Source organism: Bradyrhizobium sp. BRP22, assembly GCF_020194175.1.
Classification (GTDB): domain Bacteria; phylum Pseudomonadota; class Alphaproteobacteria; order Rhizobiales; family Xanthobacteraceae; genus Bradyrhizobium.
On sequence record NZ_JADYVX010000012.1, the window covers coordinates 40,046 to 62,942 of the forward strand.

General features: G+C 61.2%; 21 protein-coding genes and 1 tRNA gene. 15 read left to right on the forward strand and 7 right to left on the reverse strand.

The window, feature by feature from the left end; all coding sequences use genetic code 11:
- Positions 1 to 88 precede the first annotated feature (88 nt).
- From I6F35_RS17400 to I6F35_RS17425, 6 genes are all read left to right on the forward strand, one after another.
- Positions 89 to 964, forward strand: a complete 876-nt coding sequence (locus I6F35_RS17400) for a branched-chain amino acid ABC transporter permease (RefSeq protein ID WP_225118914.1) — start codon at positions 89 to 91, stop codon at positions 962 to 964.
- Positions 961 to 2,757, forward strand: coding sequence for a branched-chain amino acid ABC transporter ATP-binding protein/permease (locus I6F35_RS17405; RefSeq protein WP_225118915.1), 1,797 nt, complete (start codon positions 961 to 963; stop codon positions 2,755 to 2,757). Before I6F35_RS17400 ends, I6F35_RS17405 begins: the two co-directional genes overlap by 4 nt.
- On the forward strand, positions 2,754 to 3,509 hold the full coding sequence (locus I6F35_RS17410; RefSeq protein ID WP_225118916.1) for an ABC transporter ATP-binding protein: 756 nt from the start codon (positions 2,754 to 2,756) through the stop codon (positions 3,507 to 3,509). The genes I6F35_RS17405 and I6F35_RS17410 overlap by 4 nt, the downstream gene beginning before the upstream one ends.
- Positions 3,510 to 3,511: 2 nt before the next feature.
- Positions 3,512 to 4,210, forward strand: a complete 699-nt coding sequence (locus I6F35_RS17415) for a cyclase family protein (RefSeq protein WP_225118917.1) — start codon at positions 3,512 to 3,514, stop codon at positions 4,208 to 4,210.
- An 86-nt stretch (positions 4,211 to 4,296) separates the two neighbouring features.
- Positions 4,297 to 5,709, forward strand: a complete 1,413-nt coding sequence (locus tag I6F35_RS17420; protein ID WP_225118918.1) for an amidase family protein — start codon at positions 4,297 to 4,299, stop codon at positions 5,707 to 5,709.
- Between the two features lie 238 nt (positions 5,710 to 5,947).
- Entirely contained in the window at positions 5,948 to 6,109 is a 162-nt protein-coding gene (locus tag I6F35_RS17425) for a hypothetical protein (protein WP_225118919.1), read from the forward strand.
- Positions 6,110 to 6,438: 329 nt separating this feature from the next.
- Here the strand turns inward: I6F35_RS17425 and I6F35_RS17430 are convergent, their stop codons facing one another.
- Together I6F35_RS17430 and I6F35_RS17435 are read right to left on the reverse strand one after the other, a co-directional pair.
- Complete coding sequence (locus I6F35_RS17430) at positions 6,439 to 8,052, reverse strand: B12-binding domain-containing radical SAM protein (protein ID WP_225118920.1); 1,614 nt, start codon at positions 8,050 to 8,052, stop codon at positions 6,439 to 6,441.
- Between the two features lie 375 nt (positions 8,053 to 8,427).
- Positions 8,428 to 8,796, reverse strand: a complete 369-nt coding sequence (locus I6F35_RS17435) for a hypothetical protein (protein WP_225118921.1) — start codon at positions 8,794 to 8,796, stop codon at positions 8,428 to 8,430.
- A 704-nt stretch (positions 8,797 to 9,500) separates the two neighbouring features.
- On the opposite strand from I6F35_RS17435, the gene I6F35_RS17440 reads away from it, so the two are divergent.
- From I6F35_RS17440 to I6F35_RS17460, 5 genes are all read left to right on the forward strand, one after another.
- Positions 9,501 to 10,706, forward strand: a complete 1,206-nt coding sequence (locus tag I6F35_RS17440) for a multidrug effflux MFS transporter (protein ID WP_225118922.1) — start codon at positions 9,501 to 9,503, stop codon at positions 10,704 to 10,706.
- Positions 10,707 to 10,909: 203 nt separating this feature from the next.
- The gene (locus I6F35_RS17445) at positions 10,910 to 12,472 is read left to right on the forward strand and encodes a GMC oxidoreductase (RefSeq protein ID WP_225118923.1); all 1,563 of its coding nucleotides are present in this window, start codon (positions 10,910 to 10,912) and stop codon (positions 12,470 to 12,472) included.
- Positions 12,473 to 12,541: 69 nt separating this feature from the next.
- Entirely contained in the window at positions 12,542 to 13,471 is a 930-nt protein-coding gene (locus I6F35_RS17450; RefSeq protein ID WP_225118924.1) for a Gfo/Idh/MocA family oxidoreductase, read from the forward strand.
- Positions 13,472 to 13,577: 106 nt separating this feature from the next.
- Complete coding sequence (locus I6F35_RS17455; RefSeq protein ID WP_225118925.1) at positions 13,578 to 14,345, forward strand: hypothetical protein; 768 nt, start codon at positions 13,578 to 13,580, stop codon at positions 14,343 to 14,345.
- Between the two features lie 576 nt (positions 14,346 to 14,921).
- Positions 14,922 to 15,467 carry a hypothetical protein gene (locus I6F35_RS17460; RefSeq protein ID WP_225118926.1) on the forward strand — a complete coding sequence of 182 codons (546 nt, stop codon included), beginning with the start codon at positions 14,922 to 14,924 and terminating at the stop codon, positions 15,465 to 15,467.
- 100 nt (positions 15,468 to 15,567) lie between these two features.
- On the opposite strand, the gene I6F35_RS17465 is transcribed toward I6F35_RS17460, so the two are convergent.
- The 4 genes from I6F35_RS17465 to I6F35_RS17480 all read right to left on the reverse strand — a co-directional run bounded on the left by I6F35_RS17465 (position 15,568) and on the right by I6F35_RS17480 (position 18,479).
- Positions 15,568 to 16,143 carry an AbiV family abortive infection protein gene (locus I6F35_RS17465; protein ID WP_225118927.1) on the reverse strand — a complete coding sequence of 192 codons (576 nt, stop codon included), beginning with the start codon at positions 16,141 to 16,143 and terminating at the stop codon, positions 15,568 to 15,570.
- 23 nt (positions 16,144 to 16,166) lie between these two features.
- On the reverse strand, positions 16,167 to 16,847 hold the full coding sequence (locus I6F35_RS17470; protein ID WP_225118928.1) for a hypothetical protein: 681 nt from the start codon (positions 16,845 to 16,847) through the stop codon (positions 16,167 to 16,169).
- A 240-nt stretch (positions 16,848 to 17,087) separates the two neighbouring features.
- Positions 17,088 to 17,996: a hypothetical protein gene (locus I6F35_RS17475; protein ID WP_225118929.1), complete on the reverse strand. Its 909-nt coding sequence runs from the start codon at positions 17,994 to 17,996 to the stop codon at positions 17,088 to 17,090.
- Between the two features lie 406 nt (positions 17,997 to 18,402).
- Positions 18,403 to 18,479, reverse strand: a tRNA-Pro gene (locus I6F35_RS17480).
- A gap of 69 nt (positions 18,480 to 18,548) precedes the next feature.
- Between I6F35_RS17480 and I6F35_RS17485 the strand changes: the two genes are divergently transcribed.
- From I6F35_RS17485 to I6F35_RS17500, 4 genes are read left to right on the forward strand one after another with little or no spacing between them, the layout of a single operon-like run.
- Entirely contained in the window at positions 18,549 to 19,541 is a 993-nt protein-coding gene (locus I6F35_RS17485) for an L-threonylcarbamoyladenylate synthase (protein ID WP_225118930.1), read from the forward strand.
- Between the two features lie 28 nt (positions 19,542 to 19,569).
- Positions 19,570 to 20,997, forward strand: coding sequence for an FAD-binding oxidoreductase (locus tag I6F35_RS17490; RefSeq protein ID WP_225118931.1), 1,428 nt, complete (start codon positions 19,570 to 19,572; stop codon positions 20,995 to 20,997).
- On the forward strand, positions 20,994 to 21,452 hold the full coding sequence (locus I6F35_RS17495) for a GNAT family acetyltransferase (RefSeq protein ID WP_225118932.1): 459 nt from the start codon (positions 20,994 to 20,996) through the stop codon (positions 21,450 to 21,452). The genes I6F35_RS17490 and I6F35_RS17495 overlap by 4 nt, the downstream gene beginning before the upstream one ends.
- A complete protein-coding gene (locus I6F35_RS17500; protein WP_225118933.1) occupies positions 21,449 to 22,030 on the forward strand; it encodes an NUDIX domain-containing protein in 582 nt (193 codons plus the stop codon). The genes I6F35_RS17495 and I6F35_RS17500 overlap by 4 nt, the downstream gene beginning before the upstream one ends.
- A gap of 61 nt (positions 22,031 to 22,091) precedes the next feature.
- Here the strand turns inward: I6F35_RS17500 and I6F35_RS17505 are convergent, their stop codons facing one another.
- On the reverse strand, positions 22,092 to 22,850 hold the full coding sequence (locus I6F35_RS17505; RefSeq protein ID WP_225118934.1) for an SOS response-associated peptidase: 759 nt from the start codon (positions 22,848 to 22,850) through the stop codon (positions 22,092 to 22,094).
- Between the last annotated feature and the right edge of the window lie 47 nt (positions 22,851 to 22,897).

Genomic DNA, 22,897 nt, shown 5'->3' on the forward strand with positions numbered 1-22,897 from the left:
AGACGCCGCGAGTGTCTTCGGTCAATGAGCGCAAATCCGCCACGCCGCGTTCGACCGATTGGTGTGATTGCAAACCGCGAGTCCAGCAGTGACAACCACCATTCAATACATGCTGTCGGGTCTTGCCATCGGCGGCATCTATGCGCTCGTCGCACTCGGCTTCCACATCATGTGGTCGGCGGCGAAGGCGGTAAACTTTGCGCATGGCGACACGCTCATGCTGGGGGCCGTGGTCGCGGTGATCGGCGTCGATCAGGGCGTCCCCCTGCCCCTCGCCTGTCTTCTCGGCATCGCCGCCGGCGGCATATTCGGCATTCTGCTGGAACGATTTGCCGTCCGTCCGTTCGTGGGTGCGGCGACGTCGGTCGGGTGGATGCTGACGACGCTGGCCGTCGGCGTCATGACCGAAGCGCTCGCAACCCTGCAGTTTGGCGGATTTTCGCGGCCGCTGCCGTCGCCCGGTGTGACGGGTGCCGTTCATATCCTTGGAGCAGGCGTCTACCCTCAGGAGCTCTTCATTCCCGTTTTCGCCGTGGTCGTCGTGGTCGGCCTCAAGCTGCTGCAGCGGCACACGCTGGTCGGACGTGCCATGCAGGCGGTCGCCCACAACAAGCAGGCCGCCGCCCTGATGGGCATCAACGTCAACCGCATCACCGCGCTCTCGTTCGGCCTCGCATCCCTGTTCGGCGCAGCCGCCGGAATCCTGGTCGCGCCGGTGATCCAGGTATCAGCCAGCATGGGGGCAATTCTGGGCCTGAAAGGTTTCGCGGTCGCGATCATCGGCGGCATCACCAGCGCGCCGGGCGTTGTCATCGCCGGCTTCGCGTTCGGCGTGATGGAGAAGTTCGTTGAGGGTTATGTCTCGACGGCTGCCCGCGAGATCGTCGGCTTCAGCGTGATGGTTCTGGTCCTGCTCGCGTTCCCGCAAGGACTGTTCGGCAAGCGTGAGGTCCTCAAGGTATGAGGTACCTCAACGCGATCGGCTTCCTCGTCTTTGCTCTCCTCCTCGTCGCGGTTCCGCTTCAGGCGGCCAACGAGTACGAACTGCGCCTGTTCATGCTGTTCCTGATCTATGGCCTGATCGCAGCCGGATTGAACGTGCTTGTCGGGCTAAGTGGTCTGGTTTCACTGGGCCAGGCGGGTTTCTTCGCGCTCGGCTCATACACCGCGGCGATCCTCGCGACACGGCTGCATTTTGATATCGTCGCTTGCTGCATCAGCGCGGCCATCGTTTGCAGTCTCTTTGGCGCCCTGCTCGCCTATCCGTCGGTGCGCGTGCGCGGCGTCTATCTGGCGGTGGTGACCATTGCCTTCGGCATCATCGTCGAGAACGTTGCAATCGAATGGCAGTCCCTCACCGGCGGCACGACAGGGCTGACATCCATTCCCCGGCCGAACCTCTTCGGCATCAAGCTGTCCGGCTTCGCGTTCTACGGTGTGCTGGCAGGAGTTCTGTTCTTCGCGGTCCTGCTCATTCATCATCTGCGATATTCCCGCTATGGACGCGCAATGCTAGCCGTTGCCCAGAGCGAAACTGCCGCACGCGCCCTCGGCATCAACCCGACCGCGGTCCGCACGCTGTCCTTTGTCGTGGCATCGGTGACGGCGGGAATTGCCGGCGCGCTGTACGCCTTCCTGAATTCCTACATCTCGCCGGACATCTTCACGTTCTCCGACAGCGTGCGCTTCCTTTTGATGGTGATCCTCGGCGGCGCCGGATCGACCTTCGGCGGCATCATCGGTGCGTATATTCTGACCTACCTGCCGGAATATCTTCAGCAGTTTCAGGTTTGGCAGAGATTCGCCTACGGCGCGCTGTTGCTGCTGGTGATGTTCGTCATGCCCCTCGGCATCGTCGGCACACTGCGCGTGCTGTTGGACCGTCTCCGCCCGCCCGATCCCGCTCCGGCAGCGTCGGAAGGCGTTCCCGCCGAGAAGAGCCTGCATCATGAAGCCCGCGAACTCCCGGCCGAGCTCGTGGCCACCAATTTGACGGTTCGGTTCGGTGGCCTGACGGCCCTGTCGAAGGTCTCCTTGCGGGTCAAGGGCGGCGAAATCCACGCGCTGATCGGACCGAACGGCGCAGGCAAGTCCACCTTCGTGAACACGGTTTCCGGCTTTTACCAGCCGAACGAGGGACGGTTCGAACTCGATGGAATCGAGCTGACGGCGCGCCGTTCATACGACGTTGCGAGGCTCGGACTGGCGCGAACCTTTCAGAACACCGAGCTGTTCGGTGATATGAGCGTGCTCGACAACGTCATGGTCGGTTACCACCAGCGTCTGCGCTACGGACTCGCCGGTGCGCTGCTGCGCACGCGGAGGATGCGGCACGGCGAGCGCGAGTGCCGGGCCGCCGCCATTGGTCTGTTGGATTTCGTCGGGCTGCTGCCGCAAGCCAATGAGACCGCGCGGCACTTGCCGTTCGGCCTGCAACGCCGTCTGGAGATCGCACGTGCGCTCGCCACCAAGCCCCGGCTTCTGCTGCTTGACGAGCCGGCGGCAGGTCTCACAACCCAGGAAATCGACGATCTCGAGGCGATGATACGCCGGATCGCGAGCCTCGGCATTTCGGTGCTGTTGATCGAACATCACGTCGACCTGATCATGGCGCTCGCCGACACCGTCACCGTGCTCGACTACGGCCAGGTGATCGCAAGCGACACACCCGCCACAGTTCAGAACGACCCACGCGTCATCGAGGCCTATTTCGGCACGTCGCTCTCGCATGCCCTACCGGAAGAGGTCAGGGCATGAGCGAGATGCTGCTCGACGTCCGCGACATGGAGCTGCGCTACGGTGCCGCCATTGCGGTGCGCGGCGTATCGTTCACGATCAACCGCGGCCAGTTTGTCGCGGTCATCGGCAATAACGGCGCCGGCAAATCGTCGATGGTGCGCGGCGCAACCGGTCTGGTGCGGCCGTCCGGCGGACAGGTCTATTTCCGTGGCGAGGACACCGCCCACCTGAGCGCCGACCGCAAGGTCGCCCGCGGACTTGTGATGGTCCCGGAAGGGCGGCTGCTGTTTCCGGACCAGACGGTGAAGGACAATCTGATCCTTGGAGCCTATCTGCGCGGCGGCCTCAAGGATGATGCGTCGTGCGCGACGTTCGAAAAGGTTCTCGAGCTTTTTCCGCGATTGAACGAGCGATTGCTGCAGCAGGCGGGCAGCATGTCGGGCGGCGAGCAGCAGATGCTCGCGATTGCGCGCGGCCTGATGGCGCAGCCCGAGCTTCTCATCATCGACGAACTGTCGCTCGGCCTGGCGCCGAAGATCGTCGATCAATTGCTGACGACGCTCAGCAAGCTCAACCGGGAAGGCCTGACCATCCTGCTTGTCGAGCAGCTCGCTTCGCACGCGCTCGCGGTCGCCGATTATGGATTCGTGGTGTCCAACGGACGCATCACGCGCCAGGGCCCGAGCTGTGAACTCGCCCGCGATCCCGAGGTGATGGAAGCATTCCTCGGCAAGAAGAAAGCGTTCTCAACCCCAAAGCCTAAGGAGTGACCATGGCCCAACGTATCGTTGATCTCAGCCTGACTATCGAAGACAACATGCCGGCGCATAAGCTTTTTCAGCGGCCGGTGATGGCGGTCCACATGAGCCATGAGAGCACGAAATCGGCCAATCTCGGCGTGCCCGGCGACCCCATGACGTTCCAGACCAACTTCATCGCAATGCTCGATCACGTCGGCACGCATGTCGATGCGTTCAAGCACGTCAACCCGAACGGCAAGCCGATCGACGAAATGCCGCTCGAAACGTTCATGGGAAAGGCGGTTTGCTTTGACCTGCAGCACATTCCCGATCTTGGCGACATCACGGTTGCCGACATGGAAGCGGCCGAAAAGAAAGCCGGGGTCAAGGTCAACGGACACATCGTGCTGCTCTGCACCGGCTTCCACAAGCGCAACTACCCCGGCCTCGATTCAGTCTGGAAGAATCCGCTTCTGACCGTCGAAGCCACCAGATGGCTCCACGAGCGCGGATCGAAGATGCATGGCGTCGAAGGCCCTTCAACCGACAAGCCGACCGACAATATCTTCGCGCAACACCGCCTGTGCCGCGACCTCGGCATCAGCCATTGGGAATGGCTGGTCAATCTTGAAGAGCTGATCGGTAAGGGTGAATTCCAGTTCTTCGGCGTGCCGCTGAAGTTCAAGGGCGGCTCGGGATCGCCCGTGCGCGCCTTTGCTGTCCTCAACTAGAGCCGCCTCACCCAACTTGCGAAACAAATCCGGATGGGCTCCCCGTGTGCCCTCCGGAATTTCTCTTCTGCAAAGAGGTTACAGCGATGTCGGCCGAATTCGATACCATGAGCGCAACGGAGATGCGCCGACGCGTTGTCGCCAGGGAGATATCGCCGGTCGATTTGACGAAGCGCGCACTCGAGAAAGCCGAGGCGACGCAGTCGACGCTCAACGCATTTTATCTGTTGATGCCGGACGAAGCCCTCGCCGCAGCCCGGCAGGCGGAAACCGCCGTGATGAAGGGCGATCCGCTCGGCCCGATCCATGGCATTCCGTTCTCTGCAAAAGATTTGATGGCGGTGAAGGGCGTCGGTTACGCGTCCGGGTCGCTGACGATGAAATCGAACGTTGCCTGCGTCGATGCGCCGGCGGTCGAGCGGGCCAGGGCGGCCGGCGGCATCCTGATCGGCAAGACCACGACAAGTGAATTCGGCTGCAAGCCGGTGGGGGACAACCGGCTTACCGGCATCACCCGCCATCCCTGGAACCTGGGCAAGACGCCGGGCGGTTCCAGCGCTGGCGCGGCGGCATCTGTCGCCGCAGGCATCACGCCCTTCGCGCTCGGCACCGACGGCGGCGGATCGATCCGTATCCCCGCCTCCTTCTGCGGGCTTGCCGGGATCAAGGGACAGTTCGGCCGCGTGCCGGTGTGGCCGACTTCGGCGACACCGACCCTCGCACATGTTGGTCCGCTGGCGCGTTCGGTCGGGGATGCCGCGCTGCTGTTTTCCGCCGTCGCCGGCTTCGATCGCCGCGATCCATTCAGCGTCGCCGGCCCGGTCCCGGACGTCGTCGGAGCGCTGGCGCAATCCGTGGCCGGAATGAGAGTGGCTTACAGCCCGACGCTGGGCTACGCGCGGCCCAATGCCGAAGTCCTTGAGCTAACCGACCGCGCCGCGGAAACGCTTCGAACGCTCGGCTGCCAGGTGGACCTTATCGAGAAAGTCTTCGACGCCGATCCCGCGGATTTGTGGACGGCGGAGTTCTATGCCGGCGTGGGCATTCGTCTGCGGTCCTTCATGGAGAACCAGCGCGACCTGCTGGATCCGGCGGTCGCCGATGTGCTCGAACCGGCGCTGACCCAGGACATGCGCGACTATTACACCAAGGTATTTTCCCGCTATGCCCTGCGCGACACCGTTCGCGGCTTCTTCGAACGTTATGACGCATTGATCTCTCCGGTCCTTCCCGTCACCTCGCTTGAGGTCGGCAAAAATATCCCCGACGAGCTGCCGGACCGAAATCTCGTCTCGTGGGTCTATTTCACCTATCCCTTCAATCTCACCGGGCAGCCGGCCGCGTCGGTCTGCGCGGGAATCGCGGCCGATGGAATGCCGGTCGGACTTCAGATCGTCGGGCGATCGCACAGCGAGCATGACGTGGTCCGCCTCGCCGCCGCATTCGAGCGAGCCCAGAACCCCGGGTACAATGTACGCAACTATCTTGTAGGCAGTTGACGTCGACTTCGCAAATTTGTGCCGATCAGGCCTGTCTGCCGAGACGCCCCAGCCGCGGGGGGTTCACGGCCGGGGACTCTCGGGGGGAGAATGCCGTGGATCAACGGCACGGCTGTTCAATGCTTGCGTCGGAGAGACGTTCCTCTTGGGCATCGGCACGATGATATCGGGAACATCGAGCCAATAGGACTTGGCGCCGCAGCATGGAACAACACCTGCGTGAGGAAATTGCCTCTCGATGAAGATGACCAAGGCAATTCGCAAGCAGGCAGCAACCGCCGAGCGCGTGGCGGCAAGTACCGCGGACGCCTTCGTCGCGGAGCAGATGCGGTCGCTGGCCAACGCGTTCAAAGTCCAGGCCGAAGCTATGAAAAGGAAAAAGAAGAAGAAGAAACAATGAGCTTTTCCGTCAAGGCGATGTGCAAACACGGCGAAATCGTCCACCGCCGCAGGACCCCTGAAGCTGCACTCAGGAAAGCTCGGGAGCTGTCTCAAACTGGATGCTACGACGTCCACATCATCACACCGGAAGGACGCGACTATCACTCCTCGGAGTTCGGAGATCTGCCACGCTCACCGGCGCGATCCGTTCATGTGTCTCATCGAACGGGCCAGACTTCACGTTCTCACAGATAGGTGAGCTTGAGCAGTCGCATCGGTCCGATCCCGATGCCGCCTCAGGTCTCGGGCGGCGCTTCGAACCGGTACCCGACTTCGCTCGAAAACGCTCTAGGTTACGTTCTCGGCCATCGCGATGTTGGCCGTCGCACCTGGTGGAAGCTCACCAAGAGTGGCCAGGCGACGATCGATTGCGCTGATGACCTTGCGTGAAAAGGGTCCAAGATGCGCGTAGGCCGCAATCATGGCGACTGCGATTCGTGCCGAGGACGAGTCTCGCTTGGCGCAGTTGAGGAAGGTGCGCCAGAACGGATCGTGCGCTTCGGGAATGGCGGTGACGACGCGATGCACGGTCTCCAACGCCCGCACCTTGGCGCGGATGTCACCGTCAGGCAGTTCCTGACGCTGCCTCGAACGGTCGAGAATCGTCATCAGCCGGTCAACACGGCTCGCATACGCGGCTGGATGATAGACGCTCTCCAGAATTTGTCTGTAGTCCATCAAGATGTCGCGCAACGGACGTGTCGGATCGAAATTGATGCCATCGGTGCACTGATCGCCGCCGATGGTTGGTCCCAAATCGTGATTGGCGTGCAGCCGACCCTCGCGGGCGAGACGGCGCGTGAGCTGCGTGTTTGGCAAGGCATAGAGCAGGCCAACCATGCACACGGGGATGGCTGCTTCCTCGATGAAGTCGATCATGGCGTCCGCGATCGAGACTTTCTCGGTGTCGAAGCCCACGATGAAGCCCGCGGTGACGAGCATCCCGGCACCGTATATCTTGTGAATGCTCTCCGCGATATTGCGCCTTGTGTTCTGCTTCTTCCTCGTCGCTGTGAGCGTCGCCGGGTCCGGGCTTTCGATGCCGACGAAGATGCCGAAAAAGTTGGCCGCGGCCATCATGTCCAGGAGTTCCGGATCATCGGCCAGATTGATCGAGGCTTCCGTCGAAAACTCGAACGGATAGTCGTGCGCGCGTTGCCAGGCGGCGAGTTCGGGAAGAAACAGCTTGAGGGATTTCTTGTTGCCGATGAAGTTATCGTCGACGAAGTCGAGATGGCCGCGATATCCCATCTCGTAGAGCGCATCGAGCTCGGCGAGCATCTGCGGCGTCGTCTTGGTCCGCGGCACGCGCCCGTACAGTTCGATGATGTCGCAGAACTCGCAGGTGAAGGGGCAGCCGCGCGAATACTGCACGCCAAGATAAAGATAGTCCTGGAAGTTGAGCAGATCGAAACGCGGCACCGGCGTCTTGGTGACGTCGGCCTGGAACTTGGGCGCTGTGAAGACGCCCGATCGGGCGCCGCTCTCCCACGCCGCAATGAACTCGCCGATAACACCTTCGGCCTCGCCGAGCACCTGAAAGTCGGCTGCGGCATAGATATGCGGACTTGAGGTTGGGTCGGGGCCACCGACGACCACCGGCGTGCCCCATGAGCGACAAACCTCGATCAGCCGTAGCGTGTCCGCCTGTTGCGGCAACATTCCGCCCGTGAAGACGACGTCAGCCCAGGCAAGATCGTCATCCGCGAACGACGCCGTATTGCAGTCGATCAGGCGCACCGTCCAGCTTGCCGGCAACATCGCGGCGACGGAAATCAGGCCAAGGGGAGCTGCGGGGCGACGAACGCCCATCAGTTTGCAGGATTCGCCAAAGCTCCAGAACGAGTCCGCGGCGAAGCGCGGATAGAGCATAAGGACGTTGCACGGACGCGATGTGTTCATGATCACCCAACCCGGCCCATATACCGATCCGTCCGCGTTAAGAGACGAACGTAGCCCGGCCGAAGGGCAATGGTAGAACTAACCTGACGCTCCTTGCGGGTGCAACAAGAGGCTTTCAGGCCAATAGTTGGGCGATCTTTTTTTGACATACGTTGCAGAAATGGCACGCAATTAAGCAATTTTTGTGTTCCCCGGGAGTGACACGGCAGCCTTTGACACTCTATTTGGACCTCGCGCTGTGGCAATCTGTCGCCTGCAATCCGCACTGCAGGACATGAAGCAATCCTGTTGCAGCCGTGAGCGAGCTGGAACCGAATCGCCAATCCGTTCCCAGCACAGCAAGCGTTACGAGCTCCTGTCATTTCGTGAATGTGGTCAGTTGCAGGCCCTGCAAATAGATATCCGGTCCCGCCATCGCGCTTCGAAAGTGTCAGCGTCTTTCAGTGCCACCGCTTGCGCGTCTGATGGCTCGCTCGGCTTCGCTGTGAGGACGTCTCCAAATTTTCCGGATCCGGATTCGGCAGATGCCGCTTTGGGCCACTCCAGCAACGATTTCGAAAGCATCGGCTTGCCCGCATACCAGCACTTTCGTCCGTCGATCAGACGATAGGACCACCACTGCCCATTGGGATTTGATGGCATCGCGGCGCTGCATTGTTGCTTTGCCTGCGCATTCGGCATCGCGATCAACGGGAGCATGGCAATACAGGCGGTCGAAGCCAGCGATTGAAGCGGTTTTCTCATCGGCGCGCTCAACCGCTTCGTCGCTGCAATCGAATAGGACAGGGCCGGAGATATTCCGGCATGGGCTGGGCTTCACCAATTGCCTGCAAAGCCAATGGTTGATTACTCATTATAACCTACTCATCAAAATAAATGCAGCCAACGAAATCAGGAAAGGGAAAAATCAAGTCGTTTCTGCGATATATCCCCGCTGTCCTTCGAGACTATTGATCAATTTTTGTTTCAATTGCCGCTTATTTGGCGGACGAATGCCGGGATCGGCTTGCAATCCCTTGAACGGTCACGATGCCAACGAATGCCCTTGGTGGACGATCGTCATCGCGCGCGACCCAGACGACATCTTTCTTCTTTGCTTCCGAGCTCGGCTCGAGCCCGTACTCGCAGGCAGACGCCGAAAGAATTGCGACGGCCACACGACGGCAGGAGCTGCGCCTCTCGACCGCCTCGACAAACTGTTGCACGAAGGACGCACTCGATAACATCCACGTGCGCGAGCATCGGCGCTTCACGTCGGTCATCTTCCAAGACGGCTACGGCACCCCACATCTTCTCGACAGATGCGCCACTCGACCTGCCGCAACCGCCGAGCGCGCGTACGGCAGGCGTCGCCTCCTAATCAATATTTCGAACGGCGGATGATCGCGTTTTTGACGCGCGCATCAATGCCGAACGCCTGAACATGAATCCCCTGGAAGTCAGCTCTCATGGTTTCGACCTACACCAAGAACGCCATCGTGCTCGGCCTGCTGTCGGCGGTCGGCCCGTTCGCCATCGACATGTACCTGCCGGCGCTGCCGACCATCGCGCATGATCTGAACGCCTCGACGGCGGCGACGCAGATGACGTTGATGGTGTTCTTCATCGCCTTCGGCATCTGCCAGATCGTTTACGGTCCGATCTCCGACATGGCCGGACGCAAGCCGCCGCTCTATGTCGGCCTGGTGCTGTTCATCATCGGCTCGATCGGGTGCGCTCTTTCGCCCAGTGTCGGCTGGCTGATCGCCTTCCGCTTCGTGCAGGGCATCGGCGCCTCGTCGGTGATGGTAATCCCGCGCGCCATCATCCGCGACCTGCACACCGGCATCGAGGCGACACAACTGATGGCGCTGGTGATGCTGGTGCTGAGCGTCTCACCGATCCTCGCGCCGCTCGGCGGCAGCGCGCTGATCGTGCCGTTCGGCTGGCGCGCCGTCTTCGTCGCCGTCACCATCGTCGCGGTGCTGGCCTTCATCCTGATGGCGCTGCAACTGCCGGAAACACGGCCGGTGCACGAGCGCGTCGACGTCAGCGTGCGCCACGTGCTGGAAAGCTTCGGGCAATTGCTGCGGCACTGGCACTTCCTCGGCCTTACCTTCATCGGTGGGCTCGGCATGGCGAGCTTCTTCGCGTTTATCGCGAGCTCCTCCTTCATCTATATCGACCACTATGGCCTATCGCCGACCACCTTCAGCTTCGCATTTTCGATCAACGCTTTCGGCTTTATCGGCGCCTCGCAGTTTGCCGCGGGGCTCGGCCAGCGCTACGGCATGGGCCGGATGGTGATAGCGGCGACGGCGGCCTATGCGCTGTTCACCACGCTTCTGCTCGGCCTCAACCTCGCCGGCATCGACAGTCTTGCAGTGATGATGGTGCTGCTGTTCCTGGGCTTCGCCGCGATGGGGCTCGTGATCCCCTCGACCATGGTGCTGGCGCTGGAGGAGCACGGCCCGATCGCCGGCATGGCATCGGCGCTGGGCGGTACGCTGCAGATGGTGACGGGCGGTCTGATGATCGTGATCGTCAGCCTGTTCTTCGATGGCACCGCGCGACCGATGGTCGCGACGATCTCCTTGTGCGCGCTCGGCGCTCTCGCACTCTCGCTCGCCACCTTGCGCCGGCGCACGCTTGGCGCGCCGCAGCTTGCGGAGTGACCTCGGCTGCCTTTCCGATGACCGTACTACGCCGGCGGCGCGGTTCTGAACATGACGAAACCCGCTCGATGAACGGGGCGGAAGCATGAGCTGACGGATGCGTTTCATCGGCAACACAGTTCGGGCTTCCTGAAATCTGATCGTAGCCGTCGCCGTCGAATATGCCGCTTTGCCCTGAAACAGGAACAAGGACAGGCATAACAATGGATCTCGACATGGATCTCAAATCGGCACATCGACCGCGGGCCGATGCGGACGTCGATGTCGTGATCGTCGGTTCAGGACCGGCCGGGTCGACATACGCCCGCATGATCAGCGACAAGGCGCCCAACGCAACGGTGTTGTTGGTCGAGGCCGGACCGGCCATCACGACACCTCCGGCACAGCATAGCTCGACGATCGCCGACCGCGCGGCGCTCGATCACGCAAAAGCCATGTCGCAAGGTCCGTTTCGCGGCAAAGATGCTTCAGAGCGCGAATTGTCGGCGGACAGGATCGCAGGTCTGTTTCTTCTTTCGGACGGAAACGCCGAAACGCAAGGTTTTCCGGTGGCGTCGGCATCGAGCAATGTCGGTGGCATGGGATCGCACTGGCTCTGCTGCTGCCCGCAGCCGGGCGGCTCGGAGGTCATTGGCTGCATCCCGGAAAGTCGTTTGGCTCGGGCCTTTGCGCAAGCCAATCGGTTGCTGGATGTGGCATCCGATCGATTCGACAGCCCCGCCGGCCGATATGTCCGATCCGTCCTCGCATCATTGTTCAACGCCGGGCGCACAGCGGAGCGAGCCGTGCAGCCGATGCCCTTCGCCGGGTCCCATAGCGCCGGCAAGGCGATCCTGCACGGGCCCGCGGTGATCCTGCGCGACATTTTCGATCGGCCGGAAGGCTGCGTCAGATTGCTGAGCAAGACTCGGGCTCGGCGTATTTTCGTCGAGAACGGTTCCGCACGAGCCGTCGAACTGCAGGATCTCGACAGCGGGGAGATTTCTACGGTTCGTGCAAAATGGGTTGTCGTCGCTGCAGATGCGCTGCGTACCCCACAACTTCTGTTCGCGTCGGACATCAGGCCGCCGGCGCTCGGACGTCATCTGAACGAGCATGCCATGATGGTGACCATGGTGGAGTTCACCGGCTGTGATGTCGCGCCCTCGACCTCCAGGGAGGCTGGCATATGGCTCTCCTACGGCCTGTTCGCCAGCGCGGCCAATGGCGTGAGCTGGATACCGCCGCTCGGCGAGGACTTTCCTTGCTCCATCCAAACCTTCGAAGTCGATGGCAATTCGCTTGCGTCTGCGCAAGGCACCGCCGCGACCGGCAAGCCTGTGTTTGCAGTTGGCGCTTTCGTGGCCAAGGACATCCGGCCGGAGGACCGCATCGAATTCAGTGACAGCGAAACTGACTGGGCGGGTCTGCCGAAAATGACGATACGCTACGGCTTTACGCCGGTGGACCAAAAACGCATAGCCGCGGCTCGAGCGGCTCTGGACAAGATATCCTCCATTGGCAATCCGCTGTTCCCGGAGCCGCGCCTCCTGCCGCCGGGCAGTTCACTCCACTATCAGGGAACATACCGCCTGGGGGATCAGGACGACGGATCGAGCGTCTGCGATCCCACCTGCCGGGTCTGGGGGGTGAAGAATCTCTTCCTCGGCGGGAATGGTCTGATCCCCACCGAGACGGCCTGCAATCCAACCTTGACGACCGTCGCACTGGCGACGATCGGCGCCGAAGAGATCGTCCGGCATCTTTCGTCCGCCAACGGGCGATGAACGCGTTCGAGCATCGGGCTGCGAAGCGTGGAATCGAATGGCCACGGTCTGACCGCGCGGGGGAAGAAGATGCCGGATAAGTCGAGCGGCGTGGGATTTTTGGGAGGCGGTCTCGCCACACAGGCGATTCACATTCCGGTCCTCGCAACACTTCGCGACCGGTTCAACATTGTCCGCGTCGTGTCCCCTGATCCACGCGTGGCAGCCGAGGTCGCTCGCCGCTGCGGTGCAAAGGGGTCGACCCGCGAACAAGATGTCCTGGACGATCCGGCGGTCGAGATCGTTGCGATCTGCAGTCCTGATGCGGTTCACGCGCGACAGGTCATCGCGGCGTGCAAGGCGGGGAAAAAACTGATCTTCTGCGAAAAGCCGCTGGCCGTGACCAGGGCGGAGGCTGAAGAGATCGGCCGAACCGCTCGCGCGACCGGCACGCCGATCGTGGTCGGCGCCATGCACGCCTATGACCCTGCCTATAGAGCCGCGCAGGCGGCCTGGGCCGAGGCGCAGGAACAAGCTGATTTCATCCAGGCGACCGTCTTTCTTCCGAGCAATGACGTCTTCATCAATCAGGCGACGGACCCATTACCCTCTTCCCGAATGCAGCGGGCTGGAGTGCCTGGGGACGACCTCGCCTTCCGTCGACTCTTCATGAGAGGTGCGATCCTTGGTCTCGCCATCCACGACATTCCGCTCTTGCGAGACTTTTACCCCTCGGTAGGCACCGTCGTGTCGTCGCGCTTCCTGCCGCCGTTTGGCTATTCGATCTCGATGGCGTCGCGCGATGCGCAGGTCGAGTTTCTTGCCCTCCTCCCAGGCACATGGCCGGCAGATTGGCGTCTCCGGGTGATGGGCCGTCGACACGAGCTTACTGCCAGCTTTCCGCCGTCCTACGTCCTGGCCGGGTCGGCCCACGTGGTGATATCCCGGGCGCAAGGCACCACGGTCTTCGAGGAGCCCGTCAGTGGTTACCAGGCCATGTGTCCCACATCGGGGATGTAGCCCGCGGTGAAGCCGCTCCGTTGATCGCCCTTGAAACACTCCTGGACGACTTCGGCTTCGCGATGGACATCGTCGATTCCTGCGACAAGCTGCTGGGATCCGAGGAATGATCCGTCAGTTTACAGTATTGTTGCGCGAGCCGAACGCGACGGGGCCAGGTTACGGCGCCGTGCCGGCCAGTCTTGCCAGTATCCCGGCGCATTTTCGTGTCGTGGCCGATGGTCCGGCGGACGCGACCTACGCCTCGTTGGAGAATCCGCCTGCGGATGTCCGAATAGTCGTCTTCGACGCCGCCCGGCTATGGGCGCCGTCGACCCTGACGATTCCGGTCGCGCCGGCCTGGACCTATCTGCCGCGGATGGAAGCCGATGCAGGTTTCGCCGAGGCGTGCACGCGCTCATTCGCGGTGATCAATTGCATGGTCACAGTCGCCGCGGCGGAGGAGCGCCGACTGCGAGGGGCCTTTCTCGAGCAACTCGCCATATTGCGGAAGTTGACTGGCGCAGATCCGTCCGTCCGCGCTTTTCGACGCAACGCCAGGGGATATGTGGCCGACGTCGGCGTCGGGCCGACGTCGGCGTCGATGATCGGCAGAGTCTCGCCTCTGGCGCAGGATGCACTGCAGCTCCATGCCGTCGGTGTAGATCATCGCCTCGATGTCTCGATGGATGCGGCAACCTCTGCGCGGCCCGCGGCCATCCGGCTGTCCGGGGCGGATGGCCTGCGTCAGGCGATGCCGATCCACCAGAGCAGCCATCGCCTCACCTGGCTCAAGATCCACGCTTTCCTTGGCGGAAACGTTCCCGCTTCGGACCTGCCGACCGTCAATGCGGTTGACGCCGCGGCGGTCGCCCGTGCATTCGATGCTGCTTGACTGAATTGGCTTCGGGCCGCTGTCGCCCGTGACGAACTCCCGATAGACCGGGCTACCGCCCTTGTTGGGCCGCCTCCGGTCGATGCGATGAGCGGGCCGAGATCAGAATGCACCTGCCGCCGGGCGGCGTTGCACAGCCAGCGCATCGAAACTATAAGTCATTGAAATAATGGTCGGAGTGGCAGGATTCGAACCTGCGACCCCTGCGTCCCGAACTAGGGTACCAGCCAACACTTCATTGATTTTACTTACATTTCTATCCTCGACCGGGTACATTATTCGGCTTTTGTTCACGTTCATTCTGTACCCAATCTGTACCCCAAAAGATCCGGCCCGCTAAGATGGTACTACGTCATACATGCAATTTTAACGTTCAAGCCAATGGTCGTCCGGCGAGAACACCAAATCAAACCTCCTACGAGCACCTCGGCTGCCCGCAACGGCGTCATAGTTTGCGTTACGCTATAGCACACATCACGGAAACGTGACTCTATTAGGCCTAATAGATGCTCCTTTAGGCGCTAAGCCGTGGCATATATTGCCCGCGTCCACTTCCGGACCCCAAAGGAGCAAATCATGATGCCACAAGTAACCCTCGAAGCCTCGACAATTGAACGCATGAAGGCCTATGCAGAACCCTTGGTCGACACCATGGACTCGGTGATTCTGAAGGGCCTCGACGCGATCGATATGCTCAAGGCGAAGACGAACGAACCCGCTTCCGCCGAGCGCATCTTCAACCCCGCCTCACCTCCGAACTTGGCTTACACCACCGTCAAATCGATCGTGTGGAAAGGCAAGCGCCTGTCGCCCGCCGAAGCGTACTGGAATCCGCTGATGTTCATCGTGATCCGCGAATGCGTGAAACACATGACCAAGGAGCAGGCTCGTAATCTGATCCTGTGCAATAAGGTGACGGGAAAGAAAGAAGACAATGGCTACAAGTACGTCGAAGAAGTAGGCGTTTCGATCCAAGGGCAGGATGCCAACAACGCCTGGAAGACCACCTACAACGTCCTCCAGGCCCTCAAGATGCCAGTGGAAGTCATCTTCGCCTGGCAGGATAATCCCAAGGCCGCAACGCCTGGTGCAATTGGCAAGTTCGCCGTCACGTTTGAGTAAGCGAATGACCATTCCGAAATAAGGGCGGCCGAGGTGCCGCCCTTTTTCTGCAAGGCTGCGCGTCCGCCGTTACAGCGACGCTTGCAGGATCGACTACTGGCTACACCTTCTGTTCCACCGCGTCGTTGACGATAGCATCTTCATGTGCTGCCCTGAGAAGGGGGTTGATGAGGCTCTCAGCTCGCCAATGGGCACGGAGGGACTCGAAAGCCCGCTCTATCATCTCAGTTGCGTCTTCCTTGGTGATTGCATCCATCGGCGACACAATCTTATTTCCAGAAACGTCGACATAGGTGGAGTTGTTCTTTAGCGCCACCCGCTGCATTGCCTTGGAGCGCGCCTCCTTAAGCCATGCAATATCGGAGTCCGCCAGTAGGTCGAGTTCTCTTCCAAAAACGTATTGATGGAAATCGTCTGAATCGACTTTCGATTTATGATCTCGAAGTCGCTTCATAGCCCTATTCCAGTCGACGGGCTCGCACCTTATGAGGTTGCCCACAATGCCGACTATGATCGGCAGCTTCCCCAACTCCTCGCACGCGAAATGGGCGAGAAGATAAGCCCGCGCGTGGAAGCCCGCATCGAGCAGAACTTTCGCCTCCTTGTGCAGGCTTTCCGCATTGTCGAATATACGGAGCCTGAGCCCGTGCAGTTCATCGATAGATAATTGCTTCATATGATCAAAACGATTTTTGAGCTTTAGCTTGCCATCACCTCGCTCTTCACACCGAAGTGCGCTTCCACCATTGACCCGAGTCTCTTTCGAAATATGTCGTCGGAGCCAATCAGCTTAACCGTTTCAACAGCGGCGTTGCGCTCTCCCTCTGCGTACTGCAGCATCGCTGCACGCAAAGCAGCATCAACGCTCGTGTTGGAGTTCAATGGTCCATTGAGTTTACCCGAGATCGCACCGAGCGCCATACAGATGCGTGACAATCCGCGTTCGACAGCCGAAGATAGGACCTTTTTGGGAGCCGTTACAACAAGTGGCGCGTCGATAACATCTGTCTTGCGAGAAAGAATGTACGCGATCACTCGTCCCGCGGCGCCATCCCCTTCTTTCCCCTGATCGCTACACCCTCCAATTGCGCAAAATTGCGCGTGATGTCTGATGAAATCTACTTTGCGACACTCACTAGTCAGGAGACTGGCTTCCAGAAGAAATTCGCCTGTTAGATTGTGGTTCCAGTACCAGACCCCGTCGACATACCGAAGCGGCCCGTCTTCCCGGGCCGCATCGTAGAGCTGTACAGGAAGGTGCTTGACCTCTTGGTCGCTAATGAGAAATCGGCATGCCGGTGGCTTGTAGCCAGTCTGGGCTTCCACCCAATACACTTTCCGGCCCTTGACCAGATCCTTGAAATCGAATGTGAACTGCACACTTCCGTATCGCGACCCCCCAGTACCATTCGTTTGGTGAGAGCCAGACCACGGTAGTTCGCGAGTCATTCAACGCGCACTCGTCATAGATTAGTCCGCGAGCAATTTTACCGTCTTCCACAATCCGCAGCGCTGCTGGCGTGTGCGTGACGTGATGTACAGTATCCATAACAGTACATGTGCCAGTCGTTCGCTTACCCGGCACAGTGCATGCATACTTATTCCAAGGTTGGACCATGCTCACAGTCGCTTCTGCACTTCGCGAGGCACAGGCCGGATAATTCGAGAAACTACGAACGAACCCGGGTCGTTGACGTATACACGAAGAGACACATCATACTTTTGGCGATAGGTGATCTCGACATCTAGGGCGTCACCCGCCCCCAGTAGATGTTCGCGTCGATCCAATTTATCGAGAAATTCCTTATCTGTGACGGGCGCAGACAGGGGCACACCGTTCCATTCAAATGACCACTTGCGCCTGGCATGATTCAACCACGCCTTTAAGATGACTAGGCGCGCACGCTCCTTCCTAGTGCGTTCCAGTGGCTGCTCTTCCAGCTCCACAATAGGCGTCACGACGAATCGAAATTCAGAGCGCGGGATCGAGATGAGGGGGCGCGTGTCAGCAATGCTGCCGGTGATACCAAACTCCTTGACGTGAGTATCGGCCTCAAGGCTATCGAAGGTTTTTCTTACTCCTTCTTGAACCGCTGGACTTTTCTTCACGTTCTCAGTCGCATCATGGACCACACGCGGGACGATGATCGTGTCGGTCCCGTGCTTAATGATAACTTCAGTCGTGTTGACAATGATCTGGGGCTTGGGATCTGCGCCCTTTAGAGTCGCGTCATAGATGACGTTAGATACGACGTTCCACAAGATGGTGCCGGCAATGCCGGACAGCACACCGCCGGTGAACCCCTTCTTCAGTTTCCGAAGTACCGTTCGATAGCTGCCCGGACCAGTCGCCTCGACAATGATCTCGATTTCTTGGCCAGGATCGATCGCGGCGTTAACGGCGTAGGCTGTGTCAGCGAAGCCAATTAGAGCGTTCGCCAGCGTGTATGCATCGATGGTCCCCTCCGGACCACCGAAGTGCAGGACAATGGTGTCTTGAGAAAAGGCGTCGAGCCGAATGGTAGCCATCTTCCCCCCGGGAAAAATCCTAGGGGCACAACCAGCGCGCTACAAGACCCTACGCTCGTCTAATACGTGCTGTCGTCGAACGACGGCGTCAGCAAACCGCTTGCTCGTATTCAAGCAAAAATCGATCGCACCAATGCGCCCTTGAAATGCAAAGGCGACTTGTTCGACATCTACGACAACGGTAGGAGCAATACCTGAGCGCCCTGCGTGCGGCACGCACTACATGTCGCAAACCCGCGCCCAAAAAATGCGACCCATGCCGAATGCGGCCAGAAACATGCCGTTCAGGTCTAAATGAACTTAGTGGGAAGGCCGAGATTTGCTAAATCTGTACCCCAACCTGTACCCTGCGCTCAGGTTGAGCAAAATAGCAGAAAATAAAACTAAAGTATTTCAATGCTTTAGATGGTCGGAGTGGCAGGATTCGAACCTGCGACCCCTGCGTCCCGAACGCAGTGCTCTACCGGGCTGAGCCACACTCCGACTAAGAACGCGGCTTATAGCGTCGGGTTCGGGCGACCGCAAGCAGCGCATTTGAGGATTCTAGTCACAGTGGAAACCAGTCTAAAAACCCGGATTCTGCCGGCCGGAACAGCCGCGACCGCGGCGGCTGCCGACGTGCTCGCGACAGGCGGCCTGGTGGCGTTCCCGACCGAGACGGTCTATGGGCTCGGCGCCGACGCCACCAACGCCACCGCGGTCGCCCACCTCTACCAGGCCAAGGGGCGGCCGGCCTTCAATCCCCTGATCGCGCATGTCGGCGATCTCGCCGCCGCGCGGCGGATCGCCCGGTTCGACGCGGTGGCGACCGCGCTTGCCGAAGCGTTCTGGCCGGGGCCGCTGACGCTGGTGCTGCCGAAAGCCGAGGACTGCCCGGTGGCGGAGCTCGCGACCGCGGGGCTCGATACCGTCGCGGTGCGCGTGCCTGCCCACCCCATCGCCCGCGACATCCTGCGCGCCTTCGGCCGGCCGGTGGTGGCGCCCTCCGCCAACCTCTCCGGCCATGTATCGCCGACCACGGCGGAGCACGTCGCAAGCGACCTTGCGGGGCGCATCGACCTGATCGTCGACGGCGGGCCGGTCGAGGTCGGGGTCGAATCCACCATCGTCGGCTGCTTCGCGCGCGCCACGCTGCTCCGGCCGGGCGGGCTGCCGCGCAGCGAGATCGAGCGCGCGCTCGGTCACAAGCTTGAGCAGTTGCCCGCGGACGCCGAGAGCGACAGCGGCCAGCCGCTGGCGCCGGGTATGCTGGCTTCCCATTATGCCCCGCGCACAAACGTGCGACTCAACGCCGACAGGATCGAGCCCGGAGAGGCGCTTCTGGCGTTTGGGCCGTTGAGAATATCGGGGGTTGATTCGGCGGCCGCCGTGATGAATCTGTCCGCTGGCGGCGATCTTGCCGAGGCCGCCGCCAATCTGTTCGGCCATCTGCGCGCGCTCGACACCACCGCCGCGCGTGCGATCGCGGTGATGCCCATTCCCCATGAAGGTCTGGGCGAAGCCATCAACGACCGGCTGCGCCGCGCAGCCGTTGGCCGCGAATGAAAAAGCGGTCGGAATGAAAGAGACCGGGATGAACATCGCAGAGCCGCCCGCGCCGCAGCTTTCGCCGGAACTGATCGACAAGTTCCGCGCCATCGTCGGCAACAAACACGCGATGACGGATGCGACCGATATCGCGCCGTATCTCGTCGAGGAGCGCAACCTGTTCCAGGGCCGCTCGCCGCTGGTGCTGCGGCCAGGCTCGACTGCGGAAGTGTCGGCAATCTGCAAGCTCGCGAGCGAGCATCGCATCGCGCTGGTGCCGCAAGGCGGAAATACCGGCCTGGTCGGCGGACAAACGCCGCATCATGGCGAGGTCGTGATCTCGCTCAAGCGGCTGGACAAGATCCGCGAGATCGACACCGCCTCCAACACCATGACCTGCGAGGCCGGCGTGGTGCTGCAGGTGGCGCAGCAGCGCGCCAGCGACGTCGACCGGCTGTTCCCGCTCTCGCTCGGCGCCGAGGGAAGCTGCACCATCGGCGGCAACCTCTCGACCAATGCCGGCGGCACGGCGGCATTGGCCTATGGCGTGGCGCGCGAGATGGCGCTGGGGCTCGAAGTGGTGCTGGCCGACGGGCGCGTGCTCAACGCGCTGTCGAAACTGAAAAAGGACAATACCGGCTACGACCTGCGCAACCTCTTCATCGGCGCCGAGGGCACGCTCGGCATCATTACCGCGGCGACGGTAAGACTGTTTCCGAAGCCGCGGGCGATCGAGACCGCCTATGTCGGGCTGAAATCCCCGGCGGACGCCTTGAAGCTCTTGTCGATCTCGCAAAACGAGGCCGCCGGCAGTCTCACCAGCTTCGAGTTGCTGGCCGATATCGCGGTGGATTTCTCGATCCGGCACGGCATCGACATCCGCGATCCGCTTCAGGCCAAGCACCCCTGGTATGTGCTGATGGAGCTGTCCTCGCCGCGCGACGATGCTCGCGATACGCTGGAAGTCATCCTCGCCGAGGGCATGGAGGACGGCATCGTCGACGATGCCGTGATCGCGGCCAATCTGGGCCAGCGCCAGGCGTTCTGGAAATTGCGCGACGAGATGTCGGCGGCGCAGAAGCCGGAAGGCGGATCGATCAAGCACGATATCTCGGTGCCCGTCGCGGCCGTTCCGGCCTTCATCGAAGAGGCCAATGCGGCGGTGGTCAAGCTGATCCCCGGCGCGCGGCCGGTGCCATTCGGCCATCTCGGCGACGGCAACATCCACTACAATGTCAGCCAGCCGATCGGTGCCGACACCGCCGATTTCCTCAGCCGCTGGCATGAGGTCAATGCCGTCGTGTTCGACATCGTGCTGCGGATGGGCGGCTCGATCTCGGCGGAGCACGGCATCGGCGTGCTCAAGCGCGATGAACTGCCCGACGTCAAGGACAAGGTCGCGATCGAACTGATGCGCAGCATCAAGGCGATGCTCGATCCGCTCGGCATCATGAATCCCGGCAAAGTGCTGTGAACGTCGCGCCCTCAACCCCTGTCGCCGCGCTCGCGATCGCGCCGATCGCAGACGCTGACGTCACTGATGTCGTCACACTCTGGCAGCGCTGCGGCCTGACGCGGCCATGGAACGATCCAGTCGCCGACATCGCGCTGGCGCGACGCGGGCCGAATTCGGACATCCTGGTCGGCCGCGACAATGGGATGATCGTCGCGTCCGCGATGGTCGGCCATGAGGGCCATCGCGGCTGGGTCTACTACGTCGCGGTCGATCCTGACAGGCAGGGATCAGGCTTCGGCCGGGCGATCATGCGTGCGGCGGAGGATTGGCTGCGGGCGGCCGGGATTGCAAAGCTGCAATTGCTGGTGCGGCGGGAGAACGACAAGGTCGGCGCGTTCTATCAGTCGATCGGTTATGAGGAGCAGCAGCTTCTCGTCTTCTCCAGATGGATCGACGGGCGCTCACCGCCATGAGCATTTCCGACCGCGTCCGCATCAAGGACGAGCGCGTGCTCTCCGATGAGCATTACCTGCTGAAGTCCGTGACCTTCGACTATCGCCGGAATGATGGCGGCTGGCAGACCCAGAATCGCGAAGTGTTCGACCGCGGCAATGCCGCCACGCTGCTGCCGTACAATCTCGCCACGGGGAAGGTCGTGCTGGTGCGGCAGTTCCGCCTGCCGCCCTTCATCAACGGCCACGACGATCTCATGATCGAAGCAGCCGCGGGCATGCTGGACGACGAAACGCCGGAGAACCGCATCCGCGCCGAGGCGGAAGAGGAGACCGGTTACCGGCTTCACCACGTCCAGAAGATATTCGAAGCTTTCATGAGCCCGGGCTCGGTGACGGAGAAACTCCACTTCTTCGTCGCCGAGTATGACGCCTCGATGCGGGTAGGCGACGGCGGCGGCCTTGCCCATGAGGGCGAGGACATCGAGGTACTGGAAATATCGATTGATGAAGCGCAGGCGATGATCGCGGACGGCCGCATCGTCGACGCCAAGACCATCATGCTCGTGCAATACGCCGCGCTGAATATTTTCACGTAAAATGTAGGGTGAGCAAAGCGAGGCGTGCCCACTCTACGATTTTTTGCCTCACCCTACAGCTTCAGAACAAACTCCCCTGCCCGTCGTCTTCCACTGTCGGTGGCTTGCGCGGCGCGGGCCGCTTCGGCTTCGGCGCTTCCGCCGCACGCTCCTCGTCCGTGATCGGCAGCAGCAATTGCGCATCGTCATTGGCGGCGTGGTTGACCCGCGTCGAGACCTCATGCCAGACGAATTCGCCGACGGACGGGCCCTTCAGTAGCGGCATCGCCAGCGAGACCTCGTCGTTGCGGCAATCGAGCCAGCGCTCGAAAGCGTCCGGCGAAATCGTCACCGGCACGCGATGATGCAATCTCGCCAGATCGGCGCTGGCCGGTGCGGTGATGATCGCAACCGTATCGACCTCCTCGCCGTTCGGGCCCATCCAGGTCTCCGCCAGCGCCGCGAAGCCGACCGGCTGCTTGTCGCGGCGATAGATGAAGTAGGGCCGTTTGCGGCTGCCCTCATCGTGCCATTCATAATAGCCGTCGGCAGGGATCAGCGAGCGGCGGCGTCTGATCGCATTCTTGAAGGCGGGCTTCTGCAGCACCGTCTCCGAGCGGGCGTTGAACAAGAGGCCGACCTGACGGGGATCCTTGACCCAGGCGGGTATCAGGCCCCAGCGCATCAGGCGGAAATGCCGGCTGCCGTTCTCGAGGATCACCACGGGAACGGGTTGGGTCGGCGCGATATTGTGCCGCGGCGGGAAATTGGGCTGCTCAACGTAGCCAAAGAGCAGCCTGATCGCCTCCGGCGGCGAGGTGATGACGAAGCGTCCGCACATATTCCGGGAAAACTAGGTAGTCGTTCAGGACCTTTTAACCGCCCCTG

What these genes read in the sequence shown, in the direction of transcription:
- I6F35_RS17410 (WP_225118916.1), top strand. Translation starts at nt 2,754, where the DNA reads ATGAGCGAGATGCTGCTCGACGTCCGCGACATGGAGCTGCGCTACGGT.
- I6F35_RS17455 (WP_225118925.1), top strand. Translation starts at nt 13,578, where the DNA reads ATGATCCGTCAGTTTACAGTATTGTTGCGCGAGCCGAACGCGACGGGG.
- I6F35_RS17460 (WP_225118926.1), top strand. Translation starts at nt 14,922, where the DNA reads ATGATGCCACAAGTAACCCTCGAAGCCTCGACAATTGAACGCATGAAG.
- I6F35_RS17440 (WP_225118922.1), top strand. Translation starts at nt 9,501, where the DNA reads ATGGTTTCGACCTACACCAAGAACGCCATCGTGCTCGGCCTGCTGTCG.
- I6F35_RS17505 (WP_225118934.1), bottom strand. Translation starts at nt 22,850, where the DNA reads ATGTGCGGACGCTTCGTCATCACCTCGCCGCCGGAGGCGATCAGGCTG.
- I6F35_RS17420 (WP_225118918.1), top strand. Translation starts at nt 4,297, where the DNA reads ATGTCGGCCGAATTCGATACCATGAGCGCAACGGAGATGCGCCGACGC.
- I6F35_RS17465 (WP_225118927.1), bottom strand. Translation starts at nt 16,143, where the DNA reads ATGAAGCAATTATCTATCGATGAACTGCACGGGCTCAGGCTCCGTATA.
- I6F35_RS17500 (WP_225118933.1), top strand. Translation starts at nt 21,449, where the DNA reads ATGAGCATTTCCGACCGCGTCCGCATCAAGGACGAGCGCGTGCTCTCC.
- I6F35_RS17405 (WP_225118915.1), top strand. Translation starts at nt 961, where the DNA reads ATGAGGTACCTCAACGCGATCGGCTTCCTCGTCTTTGCTCTCCTCCTC.
- I6F35_RS17490 (WP_225118931.1), top strand. Translation starts at nt 19,570, where the DNA reads ATGAACATCGCAGAGCCGCCCGCGCCGCAGCTTTCGCCGGAACTGATC.
- I6F35_RS17445 (WP_225118923.1), top strand. Translation starts at nt 10,910, where the DNA reads ATGGATCTCGACATGGATCTCAAATCGGCACATCGACCGCGGGCCGAT.
- I6F35_RS17430 (WP_225118920.1), bottom strand. Translation starts at nt 8,052, where the DNA reads ATGAACACATCGCGTCCGTGCAACGTCCTTATGCTCTATCCGCGCTTC.
- I6F35_RS17435 (WP_225118921.1), bottom strand. Translation starts at nt 8,796, where the DNA reads ATGAGAAAACCGCTTCAATCGCTGGCTTCGACCGCCTGTATTGCCATG.
- I6F35_RS17415 (WP_225118917.1), top strand. Translation starts at nt 3,512, where the DNA reads ATGGCCCAACGTATCGTTGATCTCAGCCTGACTATCGAAGACAACATG.
- I6F35_RS17425 (WP_225118919.1), top strand. Translation starts at nt 5,948, where the DNA reads ATGAAGATGACCAAGGCAATTCGCAAGCAGGCAGCAACCGCCGAGCGC.
- I6F35_RS17475 (WP_225118929.1), bottom strand. Translation starts at nt 17,996, where the DNA reads ATGGCTACCATTCGGCTCGACGCCTTTTCTCAAGACACCATTGTCCTG.
- I6F35_RS17450 (WP_225118924.1), top strand. Translation starts at nt 12,542, where the DNA reads ATGCCGGATAAGTCGAGCGGCGTGGGATTTTTGGGAGGCGGTCTCGCC.